Genomic DNA, 26,575 nt, shown 5'->3' on the forward strand with positions numbered 1-26,575 from the left:
AAATGGTATCCAATATATTGCAGAACTTTCATCAGAAAACGTACAGGTTTGAAACCATTGTAACCGAACAAAAAAATCCTGCCTACAATGTTACAAAAAGTTATGCCAGGCAGGTTGAGGCCTATTATCTTGGAAAAGTAAAGGAAGAATACCGGTTTCAGCTTTTGGTGGTAGATTTTGATTTTTCTGATGACGAAGATGCCATGGGGAAATTTATAAAAAAAATAAGCTATCTGTTTGATGAAATAGAATGCAGGGTAGATGGGGAAGGGAATATTACTGCGGTTGACAATTTGCTTTTCCTTCGGTTGAGATGGACAAAAATTCAATCGGAATTAGAAAAAGATCATAAAGGGGAAACAGTAGACCAATATTTCGGCCAGATAAGTAGCTTGCTTGCAGATGAGGTAAAGCTCATTGATTTCCTGGGAAGTTATAAAATGTTCGGCTTACTTTTTAACGGTTTGCTGCAATCATTCGAAACAAAACGGAAACGGGAGTCTGCAGAAGGATTTACAGAAATAATGACTCCTGTGAAAGTAGGAGATCAAATGGTTTTAAAGATTTCTGCTCAAAATCTGGAACATACTGATATCAATGATTTCAGAGGCGTATTTACCTGCAAAGGAGATCAGTATGAAGAAGGTTTTATAGAAATTAAAAAGCACAATATTCATTTAAAACATTCACTGCTATGGATATATTAGATAAAGAAGGCGTTGCGCCGGAAGCTCAGAACCAGACTCCGGCCCCGCAAGCTCAGTCACCGGGTACTCCACAGGATAGTGAGGAACTGAGAGCGGCCAACAGCAAGAAGATGGAGGAAAAGCGTGCAGAAAACGAAATAAAAGATAACACCGATGCAGGATTGAAAGTGGTGATAGATACCGCTACTCTGGAATGTGTATTGTGTACCAATCCCAAAGGAACCATGAAGGTGAATTATGATACGCCAACCATACAGGACAAGAAAACCGCTACCATAAAAGAGCGGGGTCCCAAGAGCCTTGTTTTTTTGGGAAACTGTAAAAAAAGTCCCAATGCAGCCGCCCCCTGTACCACCGTCATGAATGTAAGAGACTGGAAAGATGTAGGGACCTATCTGTCTCAGGAACAGCCGGTGTTACTGCAGAAAAGTACCATTCCCTGTACCTATGGAGGCGTAGATATTACCATTACAGATAGCGGGCAGATCCATCAGCCGGAAAGTATAGATGCTGTGGGAGCCCCTGTGCCGGAATCAAAAGAAAAAATCAACGGTAACTTTTATAATTATAACGGAACTTTTGAGGGGAGTGTAAAGGGACAGACAGTAGGAAAAGAAACAGATGTGTATGCGTGTGAAGGAAAAGGATCGGAAGAAGATATTTACAAAAGCCCTAAAAAACTGAAGATTGAACACAGTGAGTTCCAGAAGGTATGTAATATTATTAAACATGAAGGACTGTCATCCGAAAAAGAAGAATATCTTTATATAGCACACACCAATTACAACGAGGCAAAAAGAGTTGGAAAAACAATGTTCGAATTATTAAACTCAAGTTACTCCAGTGTCGATGCCAAAGATAAAGTTGAAATGAAAACCTCTGAAAAAGATACCATTTCCTTATATTCAAGAGCGGGTGCCATTGATGCTCTTCTGAGAGATGTGGATGAGGTGAAAAATGATCCTACCGATAATGCTACACAATGGGATGGAGAAGACTTCCTGGCCTGGGGAATTGACACAGATTTAAAGCCCGATAGTAAAACCAAATACGGTCATAATAAATTTGATGAATATGACTATATTAAAATCAGTAAAAGCCTGTACGATTCTTTCGTAGGTAAAGTAACAGGAAGAAGAGGCTCAACTTTAGCATACAACTCAATTCATGATGACAAGTGTGATAAAGGTAACCACACCCACAAAGTCGTTAAAGAAAAAAATAAAGCTGTATATGCTATTCCGAATGCGGATTTTGCAAAAGAAGACTATTGGACGACAGGGAATTTTTATTATAAGAATGCCACGAAGCAGTCTTTTGGCTTAGAAGCAACCCGTGTTGCCGGATATACGATATTTTGGAAAAAAGTAAAAATTTAATCAATGAGAAATTTAGTATATGCATTGCTTATCCTTGGCATATTTCATGTTAATGCCTGTGCTCAGGTACCTAAATCCTATTCTATAACGCAGATTGTCAACAAAACTATCGATAAGGGAGAATATGTTGATGAAAGAAAGATCAGTAAAGGCGATCAGGTAAGTATAGACCATCTTATTTATATATCAAACCCTAAAAAAGACAGTATAGCTTTCTATGGTTTTAATGATTCTCAGCTGTCAGAAAAGAAAGCTCCCAATATATGTACCTTAACAAAAAATCAGAAATTGCTTTTGCTGAATTATAAAAATGAAGGATACAACACAAAACTTACCATCGCATTTGATGATAAAGAAAGAAAAATAGTCATTGGGGATAAGGATATCTTTTATCTGAATGATTCCTACTATCAATATTTGCAGAAAAATGTTGGTGAAGGTCTGAATATTCCTGATCTGATCGACTTTCTGGAGGACTTTTTGACAGGCTACAACCTTGATGATTTAAAATATATTTCATCCTATGCAAAATATAAACATAAAGATTTCAGAATGATCAAAGGCAATATGGAATCTTACAGAAGCCAGGCCAGTGACTACCTCGACAAATGGAATATAAAATTCACCTATAATAAAGCCGGGATATTGCAGAATCTTTTAAAAGAATCCACAGAAGGCGACCAGGAAATAGAAAAAAAACTGGTGTCTGCCAATAAAGGTATTTTTAAATATACAAAACATACAAATGTTGAAAGCCGGCTTATTACAGATCGTGAAATACTTATAGATACCAACACAAACAGGTATGATGAAAAGGTAACTTCATTTCAGGTAGGATTAGGCAAAGAAACAAAATATGAAACTGTACAAATCTCTTATAAGAATTTCCCTTCCAAAGAATTTATGCTCAACTCTGAGAGTATTTCCAACATTACTTCATCAAAATAGATTTTAAAATATGGGAAATATAAAAATAGCTTAACTGATTATTAGATAGTATTAAAATAAAAATCAAAAACCTCTGAAAATCAAATGATTTCAGAGGTTTTTTGTACCCAGGACCGGGATCGAACCGGTACTCCTAAGAACTGGTGTTTGAGACCAGCGCGTCTACCAATTCCGCCACCTGGGCTTGATGTTGATTCCAAACGTGATGTTTGTTTCAAATTGGTGTGCAAATATAGGAACTTTTTTCAATGTTCAAAAGCTTTTTAAAACATTTTTTTTAAAAAATAATTTCCAAACCATCGTAGGCAAGGTGCATTCCGGGTGGAAGTTGTTTATCTTCAATATCATGCACACCTAAATGATGACTGATGTGAGTCAGAAATAATTTTTTAGGTTTTAGCTCTTCAAACAGTTTGATGACGTCCGGAAGAATAAAATGGGCCGGGTGAGGATCAAATTTTCTGATACAGTTTAAAATTAAAACATCTAAATTCTTTAGTTTTTCCTTTTCCGTGTCAGAAATAAAGCCGGCATCCGTAATGTAAGCCAGGTTTTTAAACTTGTATCCAAAAACGGTAATCTTATAGTGAATCACTTCTACAGGTGTTATTTCCGTATCCATAATATGGAAAGGTTTATTTTCAATCTCATGAAGCTCAAAAGCAGGTGCACCAGGATATCGTACATCTGCAAAAGCATAAGGAAACCTGTTTTTTATTTCATGCGCTACTCTTGAATAACAGTAAAGAGGGACATCTTTTCCGCTTTTAAAGATCAGTGGGCGCATATCATCAAGCCCGATTACGTGGTCATTGTGTTCGTGAGTGATGAGCGTAATGTCTACGGTATGTTCATGGTTACTAAGCATTTGCTGCCTGAAATCCGGGCCGCAGTCGATGAGTATTTTTTTATTTTCTTCCGTAGTAACCATCACGGAAGAACGTAAACGTTTGTCTTTGGGATTTTCGGAAGTACACACTTCACATGTACAGCCTATAACGGGCACACCTTGGGAAGTACCGGTTCCTAAAAATTTCAACTTCATTTTGTTTTGAGGTTGGTTTAATTTTGGTAAATTTACAAAAAATTTCATGTCCTAATGTATCAGAAACTAACTCCCAAACAAAAAGCATTAACAATTAATCTAGATCCTACTATTTATGGTACTTTCGCAGAAATTGGAGCAGGGCAGGAGACTGTTCGTCACTTTTTTAGAGCTGGGGGAGCTTCCGGTACGATCGCTAAGGCGATGTCTGCTTACGATAAAGATTTTAGTGATGCCATCTACGGAAAAGAAGTAAAAAACAGGTACGTTACCCAGAACAGGCTTCGAAAAATGCTCCGTTATGAAGTCGCTTTGATCGAAGAAAGAATTTCCAGGGATAATAATCCTGACCGCAAATTTTTCTCTTATGCCAATACCGTAACGACGATCAATTTTGATAAAACAGTTAGAGGTCACGGCTGGGTAGGAATCCGTTTTCAGACAAAAGAAAATGAAGATTACAATGAGATTGTCATTCACGTAAAATTCAAGGAGAATGATGCTACTCTTCAGCAGGAAACTTTAGGAAACCTCGGGGTAAACCTTATTTTCGGTGCTTTTAACTACTTTGATAATCCAAGAACTTTAGTAGAATCCCTATACGACGATATTGCGAAAGACAACCTGGAAATTGATATGATCGATTTCAGCGGACCTGCCTTTTCCTATGTTGATAACAGGCTGATGTCCCTTCAATTGGTAAAGAATGGGATGACTGATGCGGTAATTTTTAATTCCCAGGGGAATAATATGCTTCCGGCAGATGTGCTGTACAAGAAAAATATTTTTGCGGTGAGAGGAAGTTTCAGACCGGTAACAAAAGTAAACATTGATATGCTTAAAAATGGCATGGATATGTTTTTCAAAGATGCCATCTGTACCCATGAAGAAACGGAAGTCCTTATCGAAATTACCATTTCCAACCTGAGAGCAGACGGAGATATTGATGAAAGGGATTTCCTGGATAGAGTAGATATCCTTGGAAAACTGGGCTATACCGTTATTATTTCGAATTTCTCAGAATATTACAGATTGATCGATTACTTTGCCTCTTATACAAGCGGAGATATCGGGGTAGCGATGGGAGTAAATAACCTGTTGATGGTATTTGATGAGAAATACTATAAAAATCTTTCAGGAGGAATTCTTGAAGCATTCGGGAAGTTCTTCAGAAACGGAATGAGAGTATACCTGTATCCTTATAAAGATCCTGAAACCCACCAGTTACTGGATTCTTCAAACCTTAAAGTAGAGGAGAACCTTAAAGAGTTATATAAATATTTCAAACGTAACAACCGTATTGTAGATATTACCAACTATAACCCGGATTTTTTAGAAATTTATTCAAGAGAAATATTAAGAAAAATCGCATGTTGTACCAAAGGTTGGGAAACACAGGTTCCGGAAGGTGTAGCAGAAATGATCAAAGAGCGTGGAATGTTCGGTTATAAAGAAGAACTATCCTTAAAACAATTCTCTTAAAACAATATATACAATGTCAGAATTAAAGAAAAGACTTTCCTCAATTCTTGAAAGTCCTAAGCATAATACGGAAGAAAAACTTGAAAAAGTTTGCCATCTGCTGGATCAGGAGATTTCTTATTTCAACTGGACAGGGTTTTACTTCAAAAACGGAGATAAGGATGAATTGATTCTTGGGCCTTATGTGGGTGCTCCTACAGACCATACCATTATTCCTTATGGAAAAGGAATTTGCGGTCAGGTTGCCGTTTCCAACGAAACATTTGTAGTTCCTGATGTAAACGAAGAAAGCAATTACCTGAGCTGTTCAATAGATACCAAAGCAGAAATTGTAGTTCCTATTTTCAAAGACGGGAAAAATATTGGGCAGATTGATATTGATTCTCATACGGTAGATCCTTTCACCGATGAAGACCGTGAATTGCTGGAATGGCTTTGTAATGAAGTGTCCAAAATTTTGTAATAAGATTCAACAAGAATATATAAAACTCCGGTCATCAGATCCGGAGTTTTTATTTTTATGGGTTGTTGGTTGTGATAACAAACATGATTAAAGGCTCATCACCTGTATTTTCAATAGAATGATAACCTATGGAGCTAATCGCTGTAATATCACCTTTCTGAAGTGTTTTTGTACGGATAGACCCTTCTGTTCCGGTTCTTTCTCGGTATTCTCCGGTTCCATGTACCACCACATATAATTCTTCTTCATTCCTTTCATGATGGGTATGAAACCCGGATTCATCGCCTTTGTTTAATAAAACCATAAAAGCTGCCAGCCGATTATTAGCCAGTTCCTTCTGACTGAACATCTGTATCATATGCACGGTTCCGTTTCCACCATACATGTTTTCACGTTTGTCGATGCGTGTAAAAGTTCTTTCATCCTTTCCAAATGGCATCACATAAAGACGGATGTATTTCGAAACCTCCTGTATAACGTGCTCAAATTCTTCTCCTTCAGATAATAGTACAGTACCAGACATTTATTTTAAATATTAATGTAGAACAATGTACCAAAAATTGCAGAATAAGACAATAAGCAATTTTCATTAAAGATACTTTCTATCAGATTGGTGAAGTGTCGGTGTTGAGTTTTGAGTTTCAAAACTTATGTGTACTTCCCAAACAGTTAGTAGGCCTTAAAAACACTTAAGTGTTAAAGCTTTTGTGCCTTTTGTGGTTAAACAATCAAAGTTGCACTGAATGAATCTCAGAAATAAGCTCTTTAAAGTAGCTCTCACATTTCGCAATATGTGTTCCATACCAGGAAAAAGCCTCACCATCAACGATCATTATCTTTTTATCAGGGTAAAATACTTTCAGTTCCTCAATATGTTTTTCCTTAAACGGAAAAGGTTCGGACGAAAGCATGATGACATCAGCCTCTGCCAGATCTTCAGTTTCGATCTGAGGATAACGGGTTTTATCTTTAAAAACATTTTCAAAACCAATTTCTGATAGAATCCTGTGGATAAAAGTATCTCTACCAATCGTCATATAAGGATTTTTCCAGATTAGATAAGCTGCCTTTACCGGTGTATCAAGTTTGGTCTGATTGAGAATATCATAGATTTTAAGATTAAAAGCCTGCGCACGTTCTTCTTTGCCAAAAAGTTTTCCAAGGTTTTTAAGAAGGTAATAATTGTCTTCAACAGTTTCAACATGGGTTACCATTACTTTACAATCAGTCATTAATGCTTCTACCTGATCTTTTACATTTTCCTCTTTGTTGGCAAGGATAAGGTCCGGCTGGAGGGCCTTGATCTTATCAATATTAATGTTTTTTGTGCCACCCATTACTGCTACGTTCTTTATTTTATCCTGAGGATGAATACAGAATTTTGTCCGGCCGACCACTTCATTTTCAGTCAGTCCCAGATCGAATAAAGCCTCAGTGATAGAGGGTACAAGTGAAACGATTTTCATATTGGCATTTTAGATGATGCCTAAAATTACAAAAGTTTTCCGGTTAAGAAAAGTCCGGCTACCGTAAAATAGATGATGAGCCCCGTAACGTCCACCAATGTGGCTACAAAAGGAGCAGAAGATGTGGCAGGGTCAAGCTTTAATTTCTTTAAAACAAACGGAATCATAGAACCTGATAACGTTCCCCATAATACAATGGCAATAAGAGAAACGGAGACACTCAATCCTACATAAACCCAATACTGGCCGTAATTGAAGAGACCTACCTGCTGCCATAGCATGATTCTTACAAACCCGATAATTCCCAGGATAACCCCAAGGCATATTCCTGATATGATCTCTTTTTTCATCACATACCACCAGTCTTTCAGTCCGATTTCCTGCAAGGCCATTGCACGGATGATCAGTGTGGCAGCCTGTGAACCGGAATTTCCTCCACTGGAGATGATTAAAGGAACAAACAGGGCCAAAACAACAGCTTTTTCAATTTCTTTATCGAAATATCCCATTGCTGAAGCGGTCAGCATTTCTGAGACAAATAGAATGATCAGCCAGGTTGCCCTTTTTTTAATCATTTCTGTCCAGGAAGTTTGAGTGTAGGGAAGATCCAGGGCTTCCAATCCCCCGAATTTCTGAATATCCTCTGTATTCTGTTGTTCAATCTGGTCAAGGATGTCATCAATGGTCACAATGCCAACCAGGACTCCGGCTTCTGTGATGATGGGAAGAGCACCACGGTCATATTTTTCAAAATACGTTACCGCATCCTCTTTTGAAGTGGTGGTGGTAATTGCTACAAAGTGATTATCTGTAATGTCAGAAACCAAAGTATCTTCCTCTTCCAGTAAGAGTGTGCCAATGGCAAGGTCATCAATCAGGCGGTTTCTTTCATCTACTACATACAGATAGTTCATGGTTTCCACCCTTTTTCCCACTTTTTTAATCTGCTGAAGACATCGCTTTACGCTCCATTCCTTACGGATCTGGATATAATAGGGAGTCATCAGACGGGCAATAGAATCAGAATTGTAACCCAATAGTTTCAATGCAATTCTTCTTTCCTGTGGGTTAAGATGATTGATTGAGTATTTGATAAGTTCATCCGGGAAGTCCTCAAAAAGAGCGGTCCTGTCATCCGGAGTCATTGCATTCAGGATTTCAGAAACTTCATCACTCCCGATACTTCTGATGGTATCTTCCTGGAAGTCAGGATCAAGGTGTGAAAAAACTTCGGCTTTGTATTCTTTCGGAACCTTCAGGAATGCCAATAACCTCTCATCAGCAGGAAGGTTGCTGAGAGTTTCGGCAATATCGGCAGGATTGAAGATAAGTTCGTCTCTAGAATTCAAAACGTGAAATTTTTTGGATATGCAAAAATAATTCAAATTTTTAAGACTGAGCAATAAACTGGGAAAATTAAGGATTAATTAAAGTTTAATCCCTCAGTATAAGAACAAAAGAACATCTGCCGGAGCAGATGTTCAAAAATTAAATTTTAAAAAATCATAATAGCCTATATTAGTCAAAAATAGGTTCACAGTCTATAATAGGAGAGTAGACGCACATCCCTCCCTGGCAGCACTGTCCGGGATCACACTGGGCGCTGGTACTGCATTTTTTTACCGGTCCGCTGCCTTTGATCTCTTTCTGTTCAGCTCTGTTCAGTTTTTTGAAATTTGAATTTTTCATAATGATCAGTTTAGTTTTAAGTAAAAAGAACTTAATCTTCTATACAGGCATATTCCATACAGGCACCTCTGCAACAGTAGCCGATAAAACATGGTCTGTCTTCACTGCATCTTTGGATAGCTCCGCCGTTAATTTGCTTTGCTTTTTCTCTGCTGAGTTTCTTTAGATTTTTCATAAGGTTTAGATTTTATAATGAGTTAAACTGAGATGATATATTTCTGCTGCTGTTCCTTATTCCAGCGGACAAGGGTATAGTACGCAGGTGTTACGGCAGCATGACCCGCCGGGACATTCAAAATGTTCCGTACATCTTTTGATGATTCCGCTGCCTTCGATAGCTTTTTGTGCTGTTCTGTTGAGCTTCTTTAAATTTTTCATAAGATTTAGTTTTAAAGTTGAAACTAATTTAATAAAATATTTTCATATTATTCATTAATTGGTGAAAATATTTATTTGGTAATCAGATGATTGTATGATTTTGTCTGTTTTGGTCAATAAAAAACACTTGTTTTATTTTTAAACAAGTGTCTTATGTTTCGATGAAAATTTTTTATAGTTCCGGGCAAGGGTAATAAACGCAGGCATTTCTGCAGCATGATCCTCCCGGACACTCAAAAGAGTAGTTGCATTTTTTAATACCACCTCCGGCACCTCCTGAAATTTCTTTCTGACTGTTTCTGCTCAGCTTTTTTAAATTTGAATTTTTCATAATGATTTAGATTTAATGTAAAACTAAAGTAATGAAAGTAGATCAGCTGATTGAATATCAGGTGTATAATGCGGAAAACCGTCTATGAATAACAGATGGAGCTTATTAATGAAGAATGATGAATTTTTGCTGAAAGTTCCTGAAATCTAACTATTTTAAGACAACTGCCGGATTGTCTGTAATAATCATGTGTTGAAAAGTATAAATCTTATACTTATAATTCAGCTTCTGTAGGCTTGAGCTTTCTCAGCTTTTTGATAATACCTTTGATAGCGCCGTCTGTCCCTATTTTTACAGAGTTTACGGTAGAACCTAATAAGCGCATATTTTTCCTGTAGGTATCATGATCAGTTTCTGTCACCAGATTTCCGTCTGCCCCGAAAAGCTTCATGCTTACCACCACTTGGTTAGAGAATACATATTTTCCAAGGCCTACCTTGAAATATCTTACTTTGGAAACAATGGCAAAATCAGCATCGTTGTTGATGCAGTAATCCATAATGGTCTGCTTATCTATACTGTCGAAGGGAACCTGTACTTCTGCCCGGAGCATCTTGTTTCTTCTCCCGCTGAAGTTGTCAGAAACCGCATCGAAAAAAGCAGCATTCGTAGGGTCTTTAATCTCATCGATATCAGGCTCTACCTCGGGATTGAAATAGAGAACTTTTTTTATTTTATCATCAGCACTTTTCTGTGCTTTTACCGAAGTAAAACCGATGAATAAAAAAGTGACCACTGCTGTAAAGAATATAATTTTTTTCATTTGTAATTCGAATGCAAAATTACTGCCTTTTCGTTGGATTACATCAAATTTATTAAGAAATTTTTAACATTTTTTTCTATCAATTTTGATTTATGAAATCAATAATGTTTGCAGAATCAAAAAATAGTCGTAATTTTGCACCCGTTACATAATAATCATTAAACAATATTGGAATGTACTTAACAACAGACAAAAAGCAGGAAATTTTCGCAAAACACGGAAAATCTGCACAGGACACAGGAAGTGCTGAAGGACAAATCGCTCTTTTCACTTTCAGAATCAATCACTTATCTCAGCACTTAAAGGCTAACCGTCATGATTTCAACACAGAGAGATCTCTTGTGAAATTGGTAGGTAAGAGAAAAAGTTTATTAGATTACCTTAAAAACAAAGATATCGCAAGATATAGAGCAATTATTGCTGAACTAGGTTTAAGAAAATAATCTTTAAAGATTTCAAAATAAAAGCAACTTCGAAAGAGGTTGCTTTTTTTGTTGCAAATATCAGTGACTCAGCTATTTTATTCCCAGCGAAACTTTTTTCACGATTTTATTTATACGCAATAAGGTTGCGTACTTTATTGTTTATTTTGCAATATCAAAATGGGAATCATAATCCCATCTTAAAAAAATAAGATGAAAATACGTTTTAAAAACAGAGAACAGGCTGCCCTTTCACATTTCTTTAAGGATGAGCATAAAGTAGTTATGAAGCAAATGACCCTTCAGGGATATTACACCTATACTCTTTTTAATGAAAACCTGAATGAGATAACAGTGAATGAAAACCAAGTGGAAATTACTGACCATGATATGTCAGATATGATACCAAGAAATGATCTTGGTTTTGGCAAGGAATTCTATATCAATCGGTTCTTAATAGAATTAATACCATTACAGCCAGGTCAATTCATTAGCACACAATCTCTTTGGGTAGCAGGGAAACTTGTAAAGTTTTTTGAAAAATATAATTATGAAATCCCGGATTCTTATAGAGACAGAGTTCTGAACGAAACTTATAAGATGAACCTTATTGAAGGTTTTCTGATGGCCGTAAACCCTTATATGGAAAGGAAATTTATTGGTGGAAATTATTTCGAATATTTTGAATTCTATAAAGGAAAAGCAGTCTCGGAAATTGAACTTAAAATCAATGACAGCCTGGAAGAACTTAATATTACAGAGTACAAAACGCTTTTGAAAGCTTTTATTGAAAAATCATTAAATGACACCTATGATAATGAAGTAATTTCCAAGAATTATTCAGCTACTCTTTTTGCTTTGGTTGACTCCCTTTTTATCTACGAGATCACCCGTATTTTTTCCTATAAAACCTTCTATGATAATTGTTTTGTGATAGAATATCAGAATGAATATTTCTATCTGAATCAGTACTGGTGGGGATAAGCAGTATATACAAAACAGGAAATGAAATATTTCAACAATGATTATAACCGGAGGTACAAAATTCCTCCGGAGGGGTGGCAAAAATTCAAAGAATTTTTGACGGGGTGGTCAACCCTCTGCAGCATCAATTATTCCACCTTCTTCCCAATCTTCCCCAAATGCGTATTCTGAAAACTATCCGGATATTTCAGTCCATAACCTAAAATCCTGTCAAAGGCAGAATGAGAAAACAAAATTGCTCCAGCCATCTGCAAATAGGGTAAGGATAAAGTTGTTCCAACAAGGTATACGGCAATTGCTACTCCAAAGTGATGAAAGAGATTATAACAAAATGCGCCTGTTTTAGTATTGATGGTATACCCAAGCATAGAGAGATCAGGAGCAAGGAATAAAGCTGCAAACCACCACCAGGAATATCCTGTTTGGGCAAATGCAAAAATTCCCAGTAGTAAAAAAGCTGCATATTCAAGTTGTAACTGGATCTTCATAGGAGGATTTTTGGTAATGTACAGGATAAGTAGGCTTCTTCAGAGGAAAGTTACAGGGAAACGGTGATATGCTGAGTAGGAAGTCTTCCGTCACGAATGCGGAAATAAATAAAAACCCGTGTATTCATGGCAAAATAAAGAAAGCGTCCTCATACTGAAAACGCTTTCTTTTATATTACTTATGGATAGATTTTAATGACCGGATTTGGCTTCCGTATTTTCTACATGCCCAAGATATTTGGTACAGTATGCGCCGAAGATCAGAATCACAAGATAGCAGAATACAGGAATGATAAACGAATGCTGTACTCCAAATTGATCTGCCAGAAGCCCTTGGAAGATAGGAACAATCGCCCCTCCCAAAATTGCCATTACCACCAAAGAAGATCCCTGGCTGGTATATTTTCCTAATCCTGAAATCGCTAATGTATAAATATTAGAAAACATGATAGAGTTGAAAATCCCGATTCCTAAAACACTGTACATGGCCATTTCGCCGTGGTTCAGCATTGTTGAGATCAGTAAAATAACGTTGATGGCTGCAAAAATGGAAAGTGTTCTGGCCGGAGCCGCTTTACCTACAAAAAATGCTGCAAAATTTAATACTATGAATACTAAGAAAAAGCTGATCTGATCAAATGTAAGGTTGACAATGCTGAAAATCACCAGGAAAACCAACGCTGCAGCACCCAGCATAAAAACAGCCTTTTTAGCCTGGCTGATCGATTGGTTTAATGAAATAGCTCCCAAGAATCGCCCGATCATGGCACCTCCCCAATATAAGGAAAGGTAATTTTTACTGATCGCTTCGTTGAATTTCATTGTTTCTTCAAGGAAACTGATGATAAAACTTCCTACTGCCACTTCACCTCCCACGTAACAAAACATTGTGAATACCCCGAATTTTAAATGACTGAATTTCAAAGCTCCCCAACCTTGTACGGTTTCTTCAGTTTCCATCTGGAATGAAGGAAGTTTTACTCTTGAAATTAATATTCCCACTAATAAAAGGATGGCTGCAAAGATCAAATAAGGAATTCTTGTTGCTACCGCACTGAACGTTCCGTCCGGTTCGGAAAACAGCTCAAAAATAAGGTGTCCTCCCAATACCGGTGCAATGGTTGTTCCGAAAGCATTGAAAGCCTGGGTCATATTTAAACGGCTGGAAGCAGAATCTTCTGAACCAAGCAGTGAAACGTAAGCATTCGCCGTAATCTGTAAAACCGTAAATCCTAAACCAAGAATGAATAAAGCTCCGAGGAAGAGTGGGTAATAGGAGAAAGTTGCTGCCGGATAAAACAGGATACACCCCAGCGCTGCCAGACCGATTCCAAACAGGATCCCCTTTTTGTATCCAACTTTATTGATGGGATCACCCTGGGAAATGGAGACCAGGAAGTAAATCAGCGATCCGATAAAGTAAGCTCCGAAAAAACAGAACTGTACCAGCATGGATTCGAAGAAGGTGAGACTGAAAAGTTGTTTCAGATAAGGGATCAGGATATCATTCATACAGGTGATGAATCCCCACATAAAAAACAGCAGGGTGATGGTAACCAAAGGAACCGTATAATTCCTGCTTTGAGGTTGTACTTCTTTATTTATCATAAACATTTATTTATCTTAAGGAAAGGGCCTTAACTTTTTGCCTACAGCATTGTATTTGGTGAAGTAGGGCAAATATAGGGATCAGCCTATGGTTTTGCAATAATTTGAATATTTTTTATAATGAGATGTATACTTTTATAGGATTAAAATATTATTTTCATTTTTTGAGACAATAATACAAAAACAACAGGATTTTCCAATGTAATATCACAAAAAATCATGATTTTATTTTTTTTAAAATGAAATAAGTTCAGATTATCTGTGTTGATTTTTTAAACTTTCAGAAAACGGATAGCCAAAAAATTGTATTTTGACTACCTATTTATGCAATTGAAAAAATTTAATATATCATTATTATTAGTACCTTTGCAAACGAAAATTTAAAGAGTTTAAATATTAATCATACTCAATACGGAGTATAAAGAAGCAAATTTTATGAGTATACCTCAAGCGTTTACAGAAACGATTACCCTTGCAGACGGCAGGGAAATCACTATTGAAACGGGAAAGCTGGCTAAGCAGGCTGACGGATCTGTAGTGGTGAAATGTGGCGGAACAATGCTTTTAGCAACTGTTGTAGCCAACAAAGAAGCAAATCCTGGTGTAGACTTTTTACCATTAACGGTAGATTACAGAGAAAAGTTTTATGCAGGTGGAAGAATTCCTGGAAATTTTTTCCGTAGAGAAGCTAAACCTTCTGATGATGAAGTTCTTACAATGAGATTGGTGGACAGAGTATTGCGTCCGCTTTTCCCTGAAGATTTCCACGCAGAAGTGCAGGTGATGATCTCACTGATCTCTTATGATAAAGAAGTAATGCCTGAAGCATTGGCAGGTCTGGCAGCTTCTGCAGCAATTGCTATTACAGATATCCCTTTCAACGGGCCAATGTCTGAAGCTAGAGTCGTAAGAATTGACGGCCAATTATCAGTAAACCCAAGCTACGAAAATTTATTAAAATCAGATATCGACATTATGGTGGGAGCTACCAAAGACTCCATCGTAATGGTAGAAGGAGAAATGAAGGAGATCTCTGAGCAGGAAATGCTTGAAGCCATCAACTTTGCTCACGCTGAGATTAAAAAACAGATCGAAGCTCAGGAAAGATTAGCAGAGAAAGTAGGAAAATCTTTCCCTAAAAGAGAATACAGCCACGAAGATCACGATGAAGAAATTCGTGAAAAAGTATGGAAAGAGTGTTATGACAAAGTATATGAAGTAGCAAAAACTCCATCCAATAAAGAAGAAAGAGGAGATAAATTCAAAGCAATTCGTGAAGAGTTCTTGGCACAATATGCTGAAAACGAAGAAGAATTAGCAAGAGTAACTCCTTTCGTTAAAGTATATTACCATGACGTAGAGAAAGAAGCTATGCGTCAGATGATCCTTGAAGACAATATCCGTCTTGATGGTCGTGATCCTCAGACGATCCGTCCAATCTGGTCAGAAATCGATTACCTTCCGGGAGCTCACGGTTCTGCCATCTTTACAAGAGGGGAGACCCAGTCTCTTACAGCAGTAACTTTAGGTTCTGTGAAAGATGCCAACATGATCGACAGTGTAATTACACAACACGACGAAAGGTTCTTCCTACATTATAACTTCCCTCCGTTCTCTACAGGTGAAGCAAGACCTTTAAGAGGAACTTCAAGAAGAGAAGTAGGACACGGGAACTTAGCTCAGAGAGCTTTAACAGCAGTTATTCCTGCAGAAAATCCATACACAATCAGAATCGTTTCTGATATCCTTGAATCTAACGGTTCATCTTCAATGGCAACAGTTTGTGCTGGTACATTAGCATTGATGGATGCCGGGGTTCAGATTACAAAACCGGTTTCAGGTATTGCAATGGGACTGATCACTGATACAAAGTCAGGTAAATTTACCGTACTTTCTGATATCTTAGGAGATGAAGATCACCTTGGTGATATGGACTTCAAAGTAACAGGTACTGCAGACGGTATCACAGCTTGTCAGATGGATATCAAAATCCAGGGGCTTTCTATGGATATCATGGAAAAAGCTTTGATGCAGGCTAAAGACGGAAGATTACACATCCTGAATAAAATCACTGAAACAATTGCTACACCAAGAGCAGATGTGAAACCTCACGCTCCGAAGATGGTAGTAATGGAGATCGCTAAAGACTTCATTGGTGCCGTAATAGGACCTGGTGGAAAAATTATCCAGCAATTACAGAAAGATACTGAAACGGTTATCGCTATCGAAGAGATCGGAGAAATCGGACGTATCGAAATCGCAGGAACAGACAGAGAAAAGATCAATGCTGCTATTGCTAAGATCAATGAAATTACTTTCGTACCGGTTGTAGGAGAAGTTTACAAAGGTAAAGTAGTGAAAGTGATGGATTTCGGAGCTTTTGTTGCTATTGCTAAAGGAACTGAAGGTCTTCTTCACATCTCAGAAATTGAATGGGCTCGTTTAGACAAAGTTCCTTATGCTGAAGGTGATGAAGTAGAAGTGAAATTTATGGGTTATGATGACCGTAAGAAAATGAAACTTTCCCGTAAAGTTCTTTTGCCAAGACCTCCAAGACCTGAAGGAAAACCAAGACCTGAAGGACAAGGTAAACCAGACGGACAAAGAAGACCGGAAGGACAAAAACCACAAACAGAGAGACCTGTAGAAAATCAGGAACCTTCTTCTGAAGCATAAGAATCATTCTTAGATATAAAAAACTCCCTCGATTTTGAGGGAGTTTTTGCTTTTATGGTATTGTGAAATGTATAGTATTGCAGCAATCTCACTTTTGGAAATTATAAGACTGCTTCGCCTTCGGCTCGCAATGACTATCGTTATTAATTACCCGCTCTCTGCTTCAGGTCTTCAGCACCTCCCGTTTTTCTAGGCTGTCCGTTTTTAGAAGACCCGAAATTATAAGTATAAGATAACGTTGCTACACGGGTATCCCTTTTTACAGCAAAATTCTCTATATAGTTATTGTATACAGTTTGCCCTTTGATATTGCTCGTAAAGAAAATATCATTAAAAGAGAACTTCAGAACACTGTTGTTTTTGAATTTCTTCTGTGCTCCGATATTCAGATACCAGATAGGGCTCACATTCAGGTAGGCATAGATTTCCCTTGCCTTGTAATTCCCTGTAATTTCTGCTGTGAAGCCATTTCCCAGCTTAAAGGAATTGATACTGTTGATACTGAAGGTGAAATTCCCTTTATTATTGATCTGGGTTCCGGAAACATTTCCGGTGTATGAGCCATAATAAAAATTGGCACTGTTGTTCATATCCCACCATTTTGTAACCTTTACAGGAGCAATCAGGTTCAGTCCGAAATAAGAGGCAGAATTCAGGTTTTCAAAGGTCTGTACCGTTACATTCTGGCCGCCTTCTACCACAGGCTTTAAAATGTCTGTAATATTATCCGAAGTTTTGCTGTAAGTTAAAGTCGCAAAATATTTATTACTCAGGCTGTAGGTTAGCTCATAGTTCATAATAGTCTGTGGGTTCAGATCCGGATTTCCCGATCTCATGGTCGTCGGATCAAGATACAGTTTAAAAGGATTTAACTGATTATAGCTTGGTCTTGTAATCCTTCTGCTGAGATTGATTTCCAGATTGCTTTTTTCAGTCAGATCATAGGAAACAACAGCACTTGGAAACAATTGTGTATAGTTTCTTTTGTTAATCTGATTGGTGGTAATCTGGGTTCCTTTTATATTGGTATTTTCAAGTCTCAAGCCTGCGGTCACTTTAAATTTATCCCACTTTTTTGCTACATTCCCGTAAATCGCATTGATGTTTTCTTCATAAATAAAATGGTTGGTTTTATTCAGATCCGGAATAAGAATACCCGTAGTGGCATTGAAGAATTTCAGGTCATTATCGGTTTTTACAAAGCTGGTCTTGACCCCGCTTTCGAGTTTCCAGTCGTTGCTGAAATTTTTGGTAAGGTCTGATTTTAATGAATAGATATTAATCTTCCCGTTCATATCTCCTTTCTGAATATCAAGATAATCCTGATTGCTCGCAATATCATGAGTTCTCGTTTCAAAATTCTGCAGGGATGAATTGGAGTAGTTGATATAATCAAAATCCGTAGAAATCTCCGAACCTAAAGAATCGATGGTGTATTTATGGTTTACATTAACAGATACGTTGCTCACCTGATCATTGGAGATATTCAGAGTATTGAAGGTACTTTCAGGAAGATGATTGCTGCCTAATGTTACGTTGGAATTATCCCCGTTAAGACCGAATTTGTTGGTGATAAAGCCCACAGAGAATCCCAGGACATTTTTATCATTCATATAATAATCCATTCCTGCTTTGGCAATATGATTATTGAATTTGAATTTTAAATAATTGTCCTGCAAATAGGTTTTCTGGAAAACATTATTATCATAAAAATTCCTGTCCAGCACCAGACCGTTATATGCCTCCCTGTAAGCAAAGCTGTAATTCCCGAAAATATTGATCTTTTTATTCCGGTGGTTAATACTGAAACTGTTATTATTCTTCACGTATTTCCCCATACCCAAAGAAGTGGAAATGCTGCCGTTGGTACCTCTTCGCTGCTCTTTTTTAAGCTTGATATTAATAATTGCTGATCCGGCTGCATCGTACTTTGATGAAGGATTGGTGATAAATTCTATTTTTTCAATAGTAGAAGAAGGCATTCCTTTCAGGTAATTAGCCAGATCACTCCCCGTCATAGGAGTATTTTTACCATCGATCTGAACCAGGAGATTTCCTTTCCCCCGGAGGCTGATATTATCATTGTTGTCAATACTTACTCCCGGTGCTTTTTCCAGTACTTCAAAAGCTGAATTTCCCGTGCTGGCAATACTGTTTTCAACATTCATGATCATCTTGCCGTCCTGTCTCTCAATAAGAGGTTTGGTTTTGGTGATCGTTACTCCTTCAATAGATTTTACATTCAGATCAATAGAAGGAAGCGTTGTATTGTCTGCCAGTGAAATTGTTTCTGAATGATAAACTTCAGCACCATTCCTGCTGATCTTAAGATGATAGTTTCCTCCTTTCAGGTCATTGAACGTAAATTTGCCGTTAGAGTCTGCAATTTCAGTTTTGATCAGTTTATTGTCAGGATCAAGAAGGTTGATTTCCATTTGCTCGGCTTTGTCAGACTTTATATTGCCTGTGAGACTGAAGTTCTGCAGAGTCTGTGCAGAAAGCATACTGCTGAAAAAGAGCAGCAGCCATATAAAAATGAGGGTGAATATCCTGGTCATAGCGTTTTACTTTTTAGAATTAAGACAGTTTTCTGAAATCTTCAGTAAAGCAGAATACATAACTTCCAACTCGCCTTTTGTGATGCCCTTTAAAGCCGTTTTCCGGTTCTTTTCAACAAGGTCCTGAACCTTTTGGATGACTTCCTTTCCGGAAACAGTCACTTCCAGATTTGTTTTTCTGCGGTCATCAGGATGTACTTGGCGGGTGATGTACCCAGACTTTACCATTAAATCAATTATTCTGGTCACAGAAGCATTGTCCTTGAAAACAAGATCACCAATCTCATTCTGGGGAATTCCCGGGTTTTCCAGAATCGCTTTGATGATAAGCCACTGATCAATCGTGATGGTAAAACCATGAGCTTTCAGCTGACGTTGTGCATAGTTTCTATAAGAACGGATCGCTTTGTCTATGTTGTAGAATATAATTGAATTTAATTTTTCCATATTGTCAGATTAAAATGATGTATCAATTATTGATATGTCAACTAATTTGTTGAATACATTTTTACTTTGTTACAATTCTCTGAAAATATTTTTCTGAAAAATTAAAAACTGTCGATAGGAACGCTTGCCTGGACGGCTACAGAATTCTTTTGAACATCATGAATTAAAGGTTTATTTTCTGTGGTTTTGAATAATCTGTCAATTTGTTCTCTTGTTTTCTGATCAGGAGAAACTTTATAGAACTCATTCAGGAGATCCAATGAGCCTGGTTTTTTCGGATAAGAATTGTTACGGAGAAAATTCTTCAGTGCTGTATTTACTTTCTCTTCACCGATCAGATCACTCAGTTTTACCATGGCAACTGCTCCTTTTGAATAAGAGATATGTGGAACGTCACCCGTTGCCCTGTAGATCGGAACGTTTTCAGACAATCCTTTTTCGTTATCATAAATCTGCTGATGTACCTGTATTCTTTCCATCATCTGCTTTTTGCCATGCATTTTTTTATAAAGCATCATTTCAGTATACATGGCCAGGGTTTCTGTGAGCATTACTGATCCCTCTCTGTCATCTGGACTGATCTGGCTGTTTCCCCACCAGAGATGAGAAAGTTCGTGACCTGCCAGTTCGTTGATCACATCCTGCTTCCTGTCTGCATGAATATTGGCGTGAAACACCATATCCTCAGGCATAAAAATAGCAGATGGATAGGCAGTGGCGGCAAAGCCTCTGGTAAAGGACGATATTTCAGCAAAGGTAATGGTCTTAAAAGGATAAGGACCAAAATTCTGCCGGCAATAATCTAAGGTAAGCTTTGCATTATGAAGGAGATGCTTCACATTTTCAAAATGATTTTTCTGATATAGAATATTGATGGTAATCCCTTTGTAGTTTATACTTTTCGTCTGGTATTCTGCTGAAGAAACCGCAAAACGGAAAGGAATATTCTCTGCCTGGAACTGAAAATAACTTCGTCCCGCTTCTGTCCATTTCTTCAAAAGATCGCCGGTGCCTGCAACAGTCTGGTTCATCTCAGTGGAAACAGTCATCTTCAGATTGATGAAGTCTTTTTTGATTATTTCCGGAGCTTCCGGATTTTTCAGTTTTGTGGGTTTTCCGAGATTAAATGTACTGCGTATATGCTCATCCCGAATCTCATCATCCTTCTGATAGCCGATACCAGGATAGTATCTGCTGATTCTCATAAAAGAACCGTTCCCAATAATGGCATTGAAGGACTGATGTCCGTTAACTGCATACCACTGATAAGACAGGCTGAAGTCCAGAGAAGCTGTACCGTCAGGCTGCATAGGCCGTTGTAAAAGTATTTCTGCCGTGTTTTTATGGATTTTGATGATTTGGGGCCCTGATTTAAAAACGGCTGATTCGATCTTCAGATCCTCATTAAAGTTAATAAGGATTTTACTGATGGGCTGGCCGGACTGGTTCTTAAGAATATATTTTCCTGTAATCTGATAAGCATTTTCTGATGGGTACAGCTTGATATCGGTAGTGATATCCGTTATGTCAGGTTGGGGAAGGTTTTCATATTTTTTGAATCGTTTTTCATATTGAGCAGCATTTCCAATTGCCTGGTCTTCATTTTTAGGAATGTATCCTTTTATAAATGAAATTCCGGTCCATATTCCTGAAAAAAGAAGGATGAATACGAAAACCGTCTGAATTACAGGTAATTTTTTTATTCTGGTCAATTGATTCAGCATCCACAGAACAGCAATCACTCCCGCCCCAAATAAAAGCCTTTGGGCAAAAATAACTTGATAAACTCCATATCCGTTAAAATCACTGTAGCTGCCTTTAAAGTCTGAAAATATTCTTAAAAGAGGATAAGAAAGGATTTTGCCTGCAACAGGACCAGCTAATGTAAATACAGCAAGAACAGAGCCCCCCAGTGCAATAAATTTATTAGGAATCCGGTCATTAATGATAAGGATAAGTCCGGAAAATAAAATCAAAGGAAAGGTATTGAAGAGGAAAACTCCAAGATAGGCATTCCAGTCAATATGAAAATACTGATAGGCGGCCTGAAAGATAAGCCCCTGAACGATTAAAATACCGGTGAAGAAAAAAAGCAATATACTGATAGAAATAAAATGTCCGGTTAATCTGTTTTTAGAAAAAAAAGTACTGCTTTCGATCAGAGAAAATCCGGATGATCGGCATCTCCAGTACAGATCGTTCAGAAAATAAGCTGAAATCAGTAAACCAAGCCAATGAAAATTCTCAGAAATAGTCACTGCCATAAGCCCTGAACCGGCATATTTCTGTGGAAGCCGGATACCTTTTTCAATTTCAGCGTACATTTCCATTCCTATACAGAAAAGCAGGATAATAGAAATAGCAGGAAGGGTGATGCTTTTGAACAGATAGATCAGATCGATTTTTGCAAAAGATAATACCGACCTGTAAGAAGAAACCTGCCCGAAACCAGTGATGGTTACAGAATATTCTGATCCGGTATAATCCGGAGTTGAAGATGTTTTAATGATGGGTTTTCCTGTTTTTTTACCGGAAACATCTGAAAAAGAGAATAATTTTTCAGTAAGCAGGAGAAAACCTCCTGATATAAGCAGAAAAAGAATCCTGTTGTACAGAAGATAACCGGTAAGCGGGACGATCTGCTGGTTTTTTTGTTCCACTGTAAGATCTCGGGATTCAAGGAAATAGGCAGAGAGTCCGAAGGGATCCAGCAGGGAAGAGATCTGCTGTGCTTCCAGAGATTGAGGAAGGCTCCCGGCCATAAAAGGGGAATTGGAGAACAGCAAAACGACCATATAAAAGATATAGAGAAACAGCCCGCCTACAACCACGAAGAGTTTTTTCTTAACCGTTAAAGAAAGTAGAAACAAAAAACTGCATACCAGTAAAGTATTGAATACTCCGAAGATCAGTAAAGGGTACATATAATAAAAAATACTGAAGCTATCCTGTATTTCACTTCCTGTACGCATAAGCTGACCTATTATAAAACCTGCTATTAAAAAAACAAAACTTACAAAAGTCTGTAGAAAATAACTGCTGAATTTCCCTTTCAGATAAGTGCGTTTTGAAAAGGGAAATGAAAACAGGATCATATCAAATTTTGAGTCCTGATCTTTAAAAAGCAGCTGTAAGGCATAGATGGTAGCAAAAAAAATAACGGCGAGACTCAGCATTCCCATCATATAACCGGTTGTATAAGGTGAATTTAAATAGATCCCTTCTCCAACGGAAAGATTGAACCGATTGCCACAGAAAATGCCGATAAACACCAGGATCAGTGCAATAAGATAGCTTGGCCAGTGCTTGGAAATGCGTCTGGCTTCAAATAAAAATATAGTGTTCATGACTAAGGTTTTTGCGTTAGAGTATGGAAATAAACGTGCTCCAGTAGAGGAGTTATGGGAATAAAGTCTTTAGGTTGCTCTTCAGAAAATATAGTAATATGAAGTGTCCTTTCCAATAGCTGTCTGCTGATGATCTCATAATCCGATTCATAGCTTTTCAGCTCATTTTTATCGATGGGCTTTGACCAGATCCTGTTATCCAGTTCTGCGATGAGCTTTCCGGGATTTCCTTTTCTAAGGATCTGTCCCTGGTTCATTACTGCCATTTCTGAGCAAAGGTTCCTTACATCTTCTACCAAATGGGTGGAAAGAATGACTATGACCTCCTGGCTGATATCGTTCAGCAGACTATTGAAACGGTTGCGCTCTTCAGGATCAAGACCTGCAGTAGGTTCATCAACGATGATGATTTTAGGATCACCCAATAAAGCCTGAGCCACTCCGAAACGTTGTTTCATGCCTCCTGAAAAAGTGTGAACTTCTTTTTTGGAGAAATCCGAGAGGTTAACTTTTTCAAGAAGGTTCAGGATCTGGTTTTTACGTTGGTTTTTATCGGTAACTCCTTTCAGGACTGCAATATGTTCCAGTAAGTCATAGGCAGAAACTTTAGGATATACTCCGAAATCCTGTGGCAGAAATCCCAGATGCTTTTTTATATAATCCGGATTTGCGACAATGTCAGCTCCGTTGAACAGTAATGTGCCGGAGGTAGGTTTCTGAAGTCCCACAATGGTTTTCATCAGAGACGATTTTCCGGCTCCGTTAGGACCCAGCAGACCGAACATTCCATTTTTTATTTCTAAAGAAATGTCTTTAATCGCTTGAAAACCATTTTTGTATGTAAGGCTTAGATTGTTGATGGATAATGTATTCATAGTGTTGTGTTTGGACAATAGAAGGACAGGCCGCCTTTCGGCTGCTATTATTATTTAAAAAAAATCAGAAGTAAATCAGAGCTTAGGAATCAGTTTTTTGCTCTCCCTCCCAAACCCTCAGGCTCTGTCTAAAAAGCTACTCTTTATATTCCAGTATATCCCCCGGCTGGCATTCCAGAATTTTGCAGATGGCTTCCAGGGTATCGAAGCGTACACCTTTGGCCTTCCCGGTTTTTAAGATGGAAAGGTTGACGGGAGTGATTCCCAGTTTTTCTGCCAATTCTTTACTCTGCATTTTTCGTTTGGCAAGCATGACATCTAAGTTGACGATAATCGGCATTTTATATAAATAGATCTTGTTCGTTTTGCAAATGTAGTCCTTGCTTGAAGATATTGGCAAGAAACAGACAGAAAATTCCAAGCATAAAGTGAATAAACACCAGCCCCCATACCATACTTTCTACTTCCACAAAGAAACTGGCAATGATCACCAATGGAAGCGGGATGAAAATATTAAATACGTAAAATTTCTTAAGCTCCGTTATATTTTCTTTAGTAAACAGCTTCTGTTGGAAGAATACCCTGAAAACTTTAGCGGAAAGCCAGAAAAAGATTCCATAAGAGGTCAGTACCAGCAGGAACGAAAAAATCATATACGGATAATTGTTTTCGATATTCAGAAACGGCTGTTCTGTAAACGGAAGATTGATGTGAAGGTACTTTCCTTCATTGTAAGGTGTAATGGAATAGCCCGTTGCAAGACAAAACAGGGAATACAGTACAGTCATTAAATATCCGGCCGAAAGAAGCGAGCAGATATAAAACAGTATTCTTGAAATAATTTGAGTCTGGTTCATGTCATAATCATTAATTGATATTGCAAATGTATAATTAATTATCGTAAAACAATAATTAATTTAAATAAAATTTTATTTTTAAAACCGGCAGATCTTTAAAAATACTTAGAAAATATTGTACTGATCGTAGTTTTTCTTAATTTTAAATTATAAAAAATCACAGGATCATGGCTTATAGTATTGAACTCGCAGACCGGGTTCGTGAATGGCTTTCAACGGTAGATCATATTGAAGTTGAGGAGAAGAAAATGTTCAGCGGACTGGCCTTTCTGGTGAACGGGAAAATGTGTATCAATATCAGTCATGAGAATCTGATGTGCCGTTATAACCCCGTACTGGAAGAGGAGGTTTCTGCAAAAACCGGTTTCCTTCCCATGATTATGAGAGGAAAGCAGCTTAAAGGCTATTGCTATGTAGAACCTGAAGGATATAGGAATCCCTCTGATTTCGGGTACTGGATGAAAATCTGCCTTGAGTACAATAAAATAGCGAAGGCTTCAGGAAAACGATGAGGCTAGGGTTCAATCGTAATAGAGTGGGAGAGTTTAATTGAGTTATTTGGTTTAGACCTAAGCTTAATGGTGTTTTCTCCCTTCTCTGTTTACTTATACAATTTTTCCCTGATTGCTATTAAAATTTCCGTTGTTCTTTCAAAATCAGGGTGGTTGGGAAGATCTGAAACGGAATGATAATATTCAATGGACGTAATCAGGTTTTCAGCTTTCTGCATGACGTTTTCGTAAGATTGATTTCCGGCTTTGATATCTAAGAGTTCATCACGATTATCAACCTGAATATTCAACGATTGATGTTTAAAAATCTGTTCGCAGGATTGCAGCAACCGGATGGTATGCATCATATTTTTGCTGTCATAATTTTGGCCATGGTTCTGATTGACATTATAGCGGTCTTCATTACGCTCTGATACCCATTTCCAGTATTCCCTGTACTCTTTACAGTAAACAGAATAGGCATCGAGATTGCAAAATAAATAGGCATCCGGCTTTTCTTCTTTCGGAACGGATGATAAGGAAACCTGGTTGGCTTCTTCATGGTGAATGATTCCTTTGTATCCCAGTCTTCCGGATTCATCATAAAATAATGCATACATTCCCTTAGTGTGATCAATATTGACCAATCCGCATTTTTCCTGCACTTTTCCATGGGCTGAAAGCCATTTTTTCAACGGAACAGAACCCTGACCTTCAAGAATAAAACAGAAATCAGTAATTGATTTTCTCTCTTTTTCTACGGGATTTAAAATCTTTTTATTGAGTCCTTTTGCTTTTTTAATTTGTGAAACAGCATATCCGGCAAAAGTATCTTTGCAGAGTTTAGACAGAAAATATTCAGGCTTAAGCAGGTTCATCACCGGATCTTTATGAAGGATACAATGTTCCGGGCTGGCCAGAATTTCCAGGATATTAGGATTATTCTTCTGCAACAGCTCTACAAATCTCCCGATTTCATAATAGGTAATGTCATTTGTTTCGTCAGAGATTTGCGGAATATAGTTCAGCCCAAAGAAATCTTCTTTCGGCAGGTAATATACACCCCGGATATCCGTATCCGAGTTTTCTGTTGCCAGCCCGAAGGCTCTGCTTCCCGAGATCGCTTCAAAGAGGATGAGGTTTTTATTTTTGAGGTCTTGAATTGTCATAA

27 protein-coding genes and 1 tRNA gene are annotated in these 26,575 nt (G+C 37.7%); 9 read left to right on the forward strand and 19 right to left on the reverse strand.

All coding sequences use genetic code 11. The annotated features are described in order from the left end of the window. Nucleotides 1-2: 2 nt before the first annotated feature. From ACTJJF_RS15135 to ACTJJF_RS15145, 3 genes are read left to right on the forward strand one after another with little or no spacing between them, the layout of a single operon-like run. A complete protein-coding gene (locus ACTJJF_RS15135) occupies nucleotides 3-707 on the forward strand; it encodes a hypothetical protein (protein WP_440700169.1) in 705 nt (234 codons plus the stop codon). Beyond that, a complete protein-coding gene (locus ACTJJF_RS15140) occupies nucleotides 695-2,086 on the forward strand; it encodes a DUF4280 domain-containing protein (RefSeq protein ID WP_440700170.1) in 1,392 nt (463 codons plus the stop codon). Before ACTJJF_RS15135 ends, ACTJJF_RS15140 begins: the two co-directional genes overlap by 13 nt. A gap of 3 nt (nucleotides 2,087-2,089) precedes the next feature. Beyond that, the gene (locus ACTJJF_RS15145) at nucleotides 2,090-3,034 is read left to right on the forward strand and encodes a hypothetical protein (protein WP_440700171.1); all 945 of its coding nucleotides are present in this window, start codon (nucleotides 2,090-2,092) and stop codon (nucleotides 3,032-3,034) included. Nucleotides 3,035-3,138: 104 nt separating this feature from the next. Here the strand turns inward: ACTJJF_RS15145 and ACTJJF_RS15150 are convergent. Together ACTJJF_RS15150 and ACTJJF_RS15155 are read right to left on the reverse strand one after the other, a co-directional pair. Further along, nucleotides 3,139-3,218: transfer RNA gene (locus ACTJJF_RS15150), tRNA-Leu, on the reverse strand. A 93-nt stretch (nucleotides 3,219-3,311) separates the two neighbouring features. Beyond that, on the reverse strand, nucleotides 3,312-4,079 hold the full coding sequence (locus tag ACTJJF_RS15155) for an MBL fold metallo-hydrolase (protein ID WP_440700172.1): 768 nt from the start codon (nucleotides 4,077-4,079) through the stop codon (nucleotides 3,312-3,314). Between the two features lie 54 nt (nucleotides 4,080-4,133). Here ACTJJF_RS15155 and ACTJJF_RS15160 point away from each other — a divergent pair, with 54 nt between their 5' ends. Both ACTJJF_RS15160 and ACTJJF_RS15165 read left to right on the forward strand, forming a co-directional pair. Then, nucleotides 4,134-5,561, forward strand: a complete 1,428-nt coding sequence (locus tag ACTJJF_RS15160) for a TonB-dependent receptor (RefSeq protein ID WP_312297782.1) — start codon at nucleotides 4,134-4,136, stop codon at nucleotides 5,559-5,561. A gap of 13 nt (nucleotides 5,562-5,574) precedes the next feature. Next, the gene (locus tag ACTJJF_RS15165; RefSeq protein WP_065397003.1) at nucleotides 5,575-6,024 is read left to right on the forward strand and encodes a GAF domain-containing protein; all 450 of its coding nucleotides are present in this window, start codon (nucleotides 5,575-5,577) and stop codon (nucleotides 6,022-6,024) included. A gap of 55 nt (nucleotides 6,025-6,079) precedes the next feature. Here the strand turns inward: ACTJJF_RS15165 and ACTJJF_RS15170 are convergent, their stop codons facing one another. The 8 genes from ACTJJF_RS15170 to ACTJJF_RS15205 all read right to left on the reverse strand — a co-directional run bounded on the left by ACTJJF_RS15170 (nucleotide 6,080) and on the right by ACTJJF_RS15205 (nucleotide 10,651). Further along, a complete protein-coding gene (locus tag ACTJJF_RS15170) occupies nucleotides 6,080-6,547 on the reverse strand; it encodes a cupin domain-containing protein (protein WP_440700173.1) in 468 nt (155 codons plus the stop codon). A gap of 205 nt (nucleotides 6,548-6,752) precedes the next feature. Further along, entirely contained in the window at nucleotides 6,753-7,490 is a 738-nt protein-coding gene (locus tag ACTJJF_RS15175; protein WP_440700174.1) for an ABC transporter substrate-binding protein, read from the reverse strand. Between the two features lie 26 nt (nucleotides 7,491-7,516). Beyond that, nucleotides 7,517-8,839 (reverse strand): magnesium transporter, encoded by a 1,323-nt coding sequence (gene mgtE, locus ACTJJF_RS15180; RefSeq protein WP_065397006.1) that lies wholly within the window; start codon nucleotides 8,837-8,839, stop codon nucleotides 7,517-7,519. Nucleotides 8,840-9,008: 169 nt separating this feature from the next. Beyond that, nucleotides 9,009-9,179: a bacteriocin-like protein gene (locus ACTJJF_RS15185; RefSeq protein WP_440700175.1), complete on the reverse strand. Its 171-nt coding sequence runs from the start codon at nucleotides 9,177-9,179 to the stop codon at nucleotides 9,009-9,011. Nucleotides 9,180-9,210: 31 nt separating this feature from the next. Beyond that, nucleotides 9,211-9,354 carry a bacteriocin-like protein gene (locus ACTJJF_RS15190; protein WP_312297772.1) on the reverse strand — a complete coding sequence of 48 codons (144 nt, stop codon included), beginning with the start codon at nucleotides 9,352-9,354 and terminating at the stop codon, nucleotides 9,211-9,213. 56 nt (nucleotides 9,355-9,410) lie between these two features. Next, nucleotides 9,411-9,557, reverse strand: coding sequence for a bacteriocin-like protein (locus ACTJJF_RS15195; RefSeq protein WP_312297770.1), 147 nt, complete (start codon nucleotides 9,555-9,557; stop codon nucleotides 9,411-9,413). A gap of 172 nt (nucleotides 9,558-9,729) precedes the next feature. Further along, the gene (locus ACTJJF_RS15200; protein ID WP_440700176.1) at nucleotides 9,730-9,888 is read right to left on the reverse strand and encodes a bacteriocin-like protein; all 159 of its coding nucleotides are present in this window, start codon (nucleotides 9,886-9,888) and stop codon (nucleotides 9,730-9,732) included. Nucleotides 9,889-10,102: 214 nt separating this feature from the next. Further along, entirely contained in the window at nucleotides 10,103-10,651 is a 549-nt protein-coding gene (locus ACTJJF_RS15205) for a pyruvate decarboxylase (protein WP_312297766.1), read from the reverse strand. 173 nt (nucleotides 10,652-10,824) lie between these two features. Here ACTJJF_RS15205 and rpsO point away from each other — a divergent pair, with 173 nt between their 5' ends. Together rpsO and ACTJJF_RS15215 are read left to right on the forward strand one after the other, a co-directional pair. After that, the gene (gene rpsO, locus ACTJJF_RS15210; protein WP_034692246.1) at nucleotides 10,825-11,094 is read left to right on the forward strand and encodes a 30S ribosomal protein S15; all 270 of its coding nucleotides are present in this window, start codon (nucleotides 10,825-10,827) and stop codon (nucleotides 11,092-11,094) included. Nucleotides 11,095-11,286: 192 nt separating this feature from the next. Continuing rightward, nucleotides 11,287-12,057: a hypothetical protein gene (locus tag ACTJJF_RS15215; RefSeq protein WP_440700177.1), complete on the forward strand. Its 771-nt coding sequence runs from the start codon at nucleotides 11,287-11,289 to the stop codon at nucleotides 12,055-12,057. 128 nt (nucleotides 12,058-12,185) lie between these two features. On the opposite strand, the gene ACTJJF_RS15220 is transcribed toward ACTJJF_RS15215, so the two are convergent. Together ACTJJF_RS15220 and ACTJJF_RS15225 are read right to left on the reverse strand one after the other, a co-directional pair. Beyond that, on the reverse strand, nucleotides 12,186-12,545 hold the full coding sequence (locus tag ACTJJF_RS15220; RefSeq protein ID WP_440700178.1) for a DUF4260 domain-containing protein: 360 nt from the start codon (nucleotides 12,543-12,545) through the stop codon (nucleotides 12,186-12,188). Nucleotides 12,546-12,737: 192 nt separating this feature from the next. Continuing rightward, nucleotides 12,738-14,153 carry a sugar MFS transporter gene (locus ACTJJF_RS15225; RefSeq protein ID WP_440700179.1) on the reverse strand — a complete coding sequence of 472 codons (1,416 nt, stop codon included), beginning with the start codon at nucleotides 14,151-14,153 and terminating at the stop codon, nucleotides 12,738-12,740. A gap of 435 nt (nucleotides 14,154-14,588) precedes the next feature. Between ACTJJF_RS15225 and ACTJJF_RS15230 the strand changes: the two genes are divergently transcribed. After that, complete coding sequence (locus ACTJJF_RS15230; RefSeq protein WP_440700180.1) at nucleotides 14,589-16,829, forward strand: polyribonucleotide nucleotidyltransferase; 2,241 nt, start codon at nucleotides 14,589-14,591, stop codon at nucleotides 16,827-16,829. A gap of 143 nt (nucleotides 16,830-16,972) precedes the next feature. On the opposite strand, the gene ACTJJF_RS15235 is transcribed toward ACTJJF_RS15230, so the two are convergent. From ACTJJF_RS15235 to ACTJJF_RS15260, 6 genes are all read right to left on the reverse strand, one after another. After that, the gene (locus ACTJJF_RS15235; protein WP_440700181.1) at nucleotides 16,973-19,387 is read right to left on the reverse strand and encodes a TonB-dependent receptor domain-containing protein; all 2,415 of its coding nucleotides are present in this window, start codon (nucleotides 19,385-19,387) and stop codon (nucleotides 16,973-16,975) included. Nucleotides 19,388-19,393: 6 nt separating this feature from the next. After that, nucleotides 19,394-19,834, reverse strand: a complete 441-nt coding sequence (locus ACTJJF_RS15240; protein ID WP_312297754.1) for a MarR family winged helix-turn-helix transcriptional regulator — start codon at nucleotides 19,832-19,834, stop codon at nucleotides 19,394-19,396. A 101-nt stretch (nucleotides 19,835-19,935) separates the two neighbouring features. Continuing rightward, on the reverse strand, nucleotides 19,936-23,181 hold the full coding sequence (locus tag ACTJJF_RS15245) for a M1 family aminopeptidase (protein ID WP_440700182.1): 3,246 nt from the start codon (nucleotides 23,179-23,181) through the stop codon (nucleotides 19,936-19,938). 2 nt (nucleotides 23,182-23,183) lie between these two features. Next, nucleotides 23,184-24,056 carry an ABC transporter ATP-binding protein gene (locus ACTJJF_RS15250; RefSeq protein WP_440700183.1) on the reverse strand — a complete coding sequence of 291 codons (873 nt, stop codon included), beginning with the start codon at nucleotides 24,054-24,056 and terminating at the stop codon, nucleotides 23,184-23,186. A 136-nt stretch (nucleotides 24,057-24,192) separates the two neighbouring features. Then, nucleotides 24,193-24,396, reverse strand: coding sequence for a helix-turn-helix domain-containing protein (locus ACTJJF_RS15255; protein ID WP_045494476.1), 204 nt, complete (start codon nucleotides 24,394-24,396; stop codon nucleotides 24,193-24,195). 1 nt (nucleotide 24,397) lies between these two features. Then, complete coding sequence (locus ACTJJF_RS15260; RefSeq protein WP_440700184.1) at nucleotides 24,398-24,913, reverse strand: DUF2975 domain-containing protein; 516 nt, start codon at nucleotides 24,911-24,913, stop codon at nucleotides 24,398-24,400. A 167-nt stretch (nucleotides 24,914-25,080) separates the two neighbouring features. Here ACTJJF_RS15260 and ACTJJF_RS15265 point away from each other — a divergent pair, with 167 nt between their 5' ends. Next, a complete protein-coding gene (locus ACTJJF_RS15265; protein WP_440700185.1) occupies nucleotides 25,081-25,425 on the forward strand; it encodes a TfoX/Sxy family protein in 345 nt (114 codons plus the stop codon). An 89-nt stretch (nucleotides 25,426-25,514) separates the two neighbouring features. Here ACTJJF_RS15265 and ACTJJF_RS15270 read toward each other — a convergent pair whose 3' ends face one another. Then, nucleotides 25,515-26,573 (reverse strand): nucleotidyltransferase domain-containing protein, encoded by a 1,059-nt coding sequence (locus tag ACTJJF_RS15270; protein ID WP_440700186.1) that lies wholly within the window; start codon nucleotides 26,571-26,573, stop codon nucleotides 25,515-25,517. Between the last annotated feature and the right edge of the window lie 2 nt (nucleotides 26,574-26,575).

Origin of the sequence: Chryseobacterium sp. 22458 (assembly GCF_052044975.1) — a bacterium.
Lineage (GTDB): Bacteria > Bacteroidota > Bacteroidia > Flavobacteriales > Weeksellaceae > Chryseobacterium.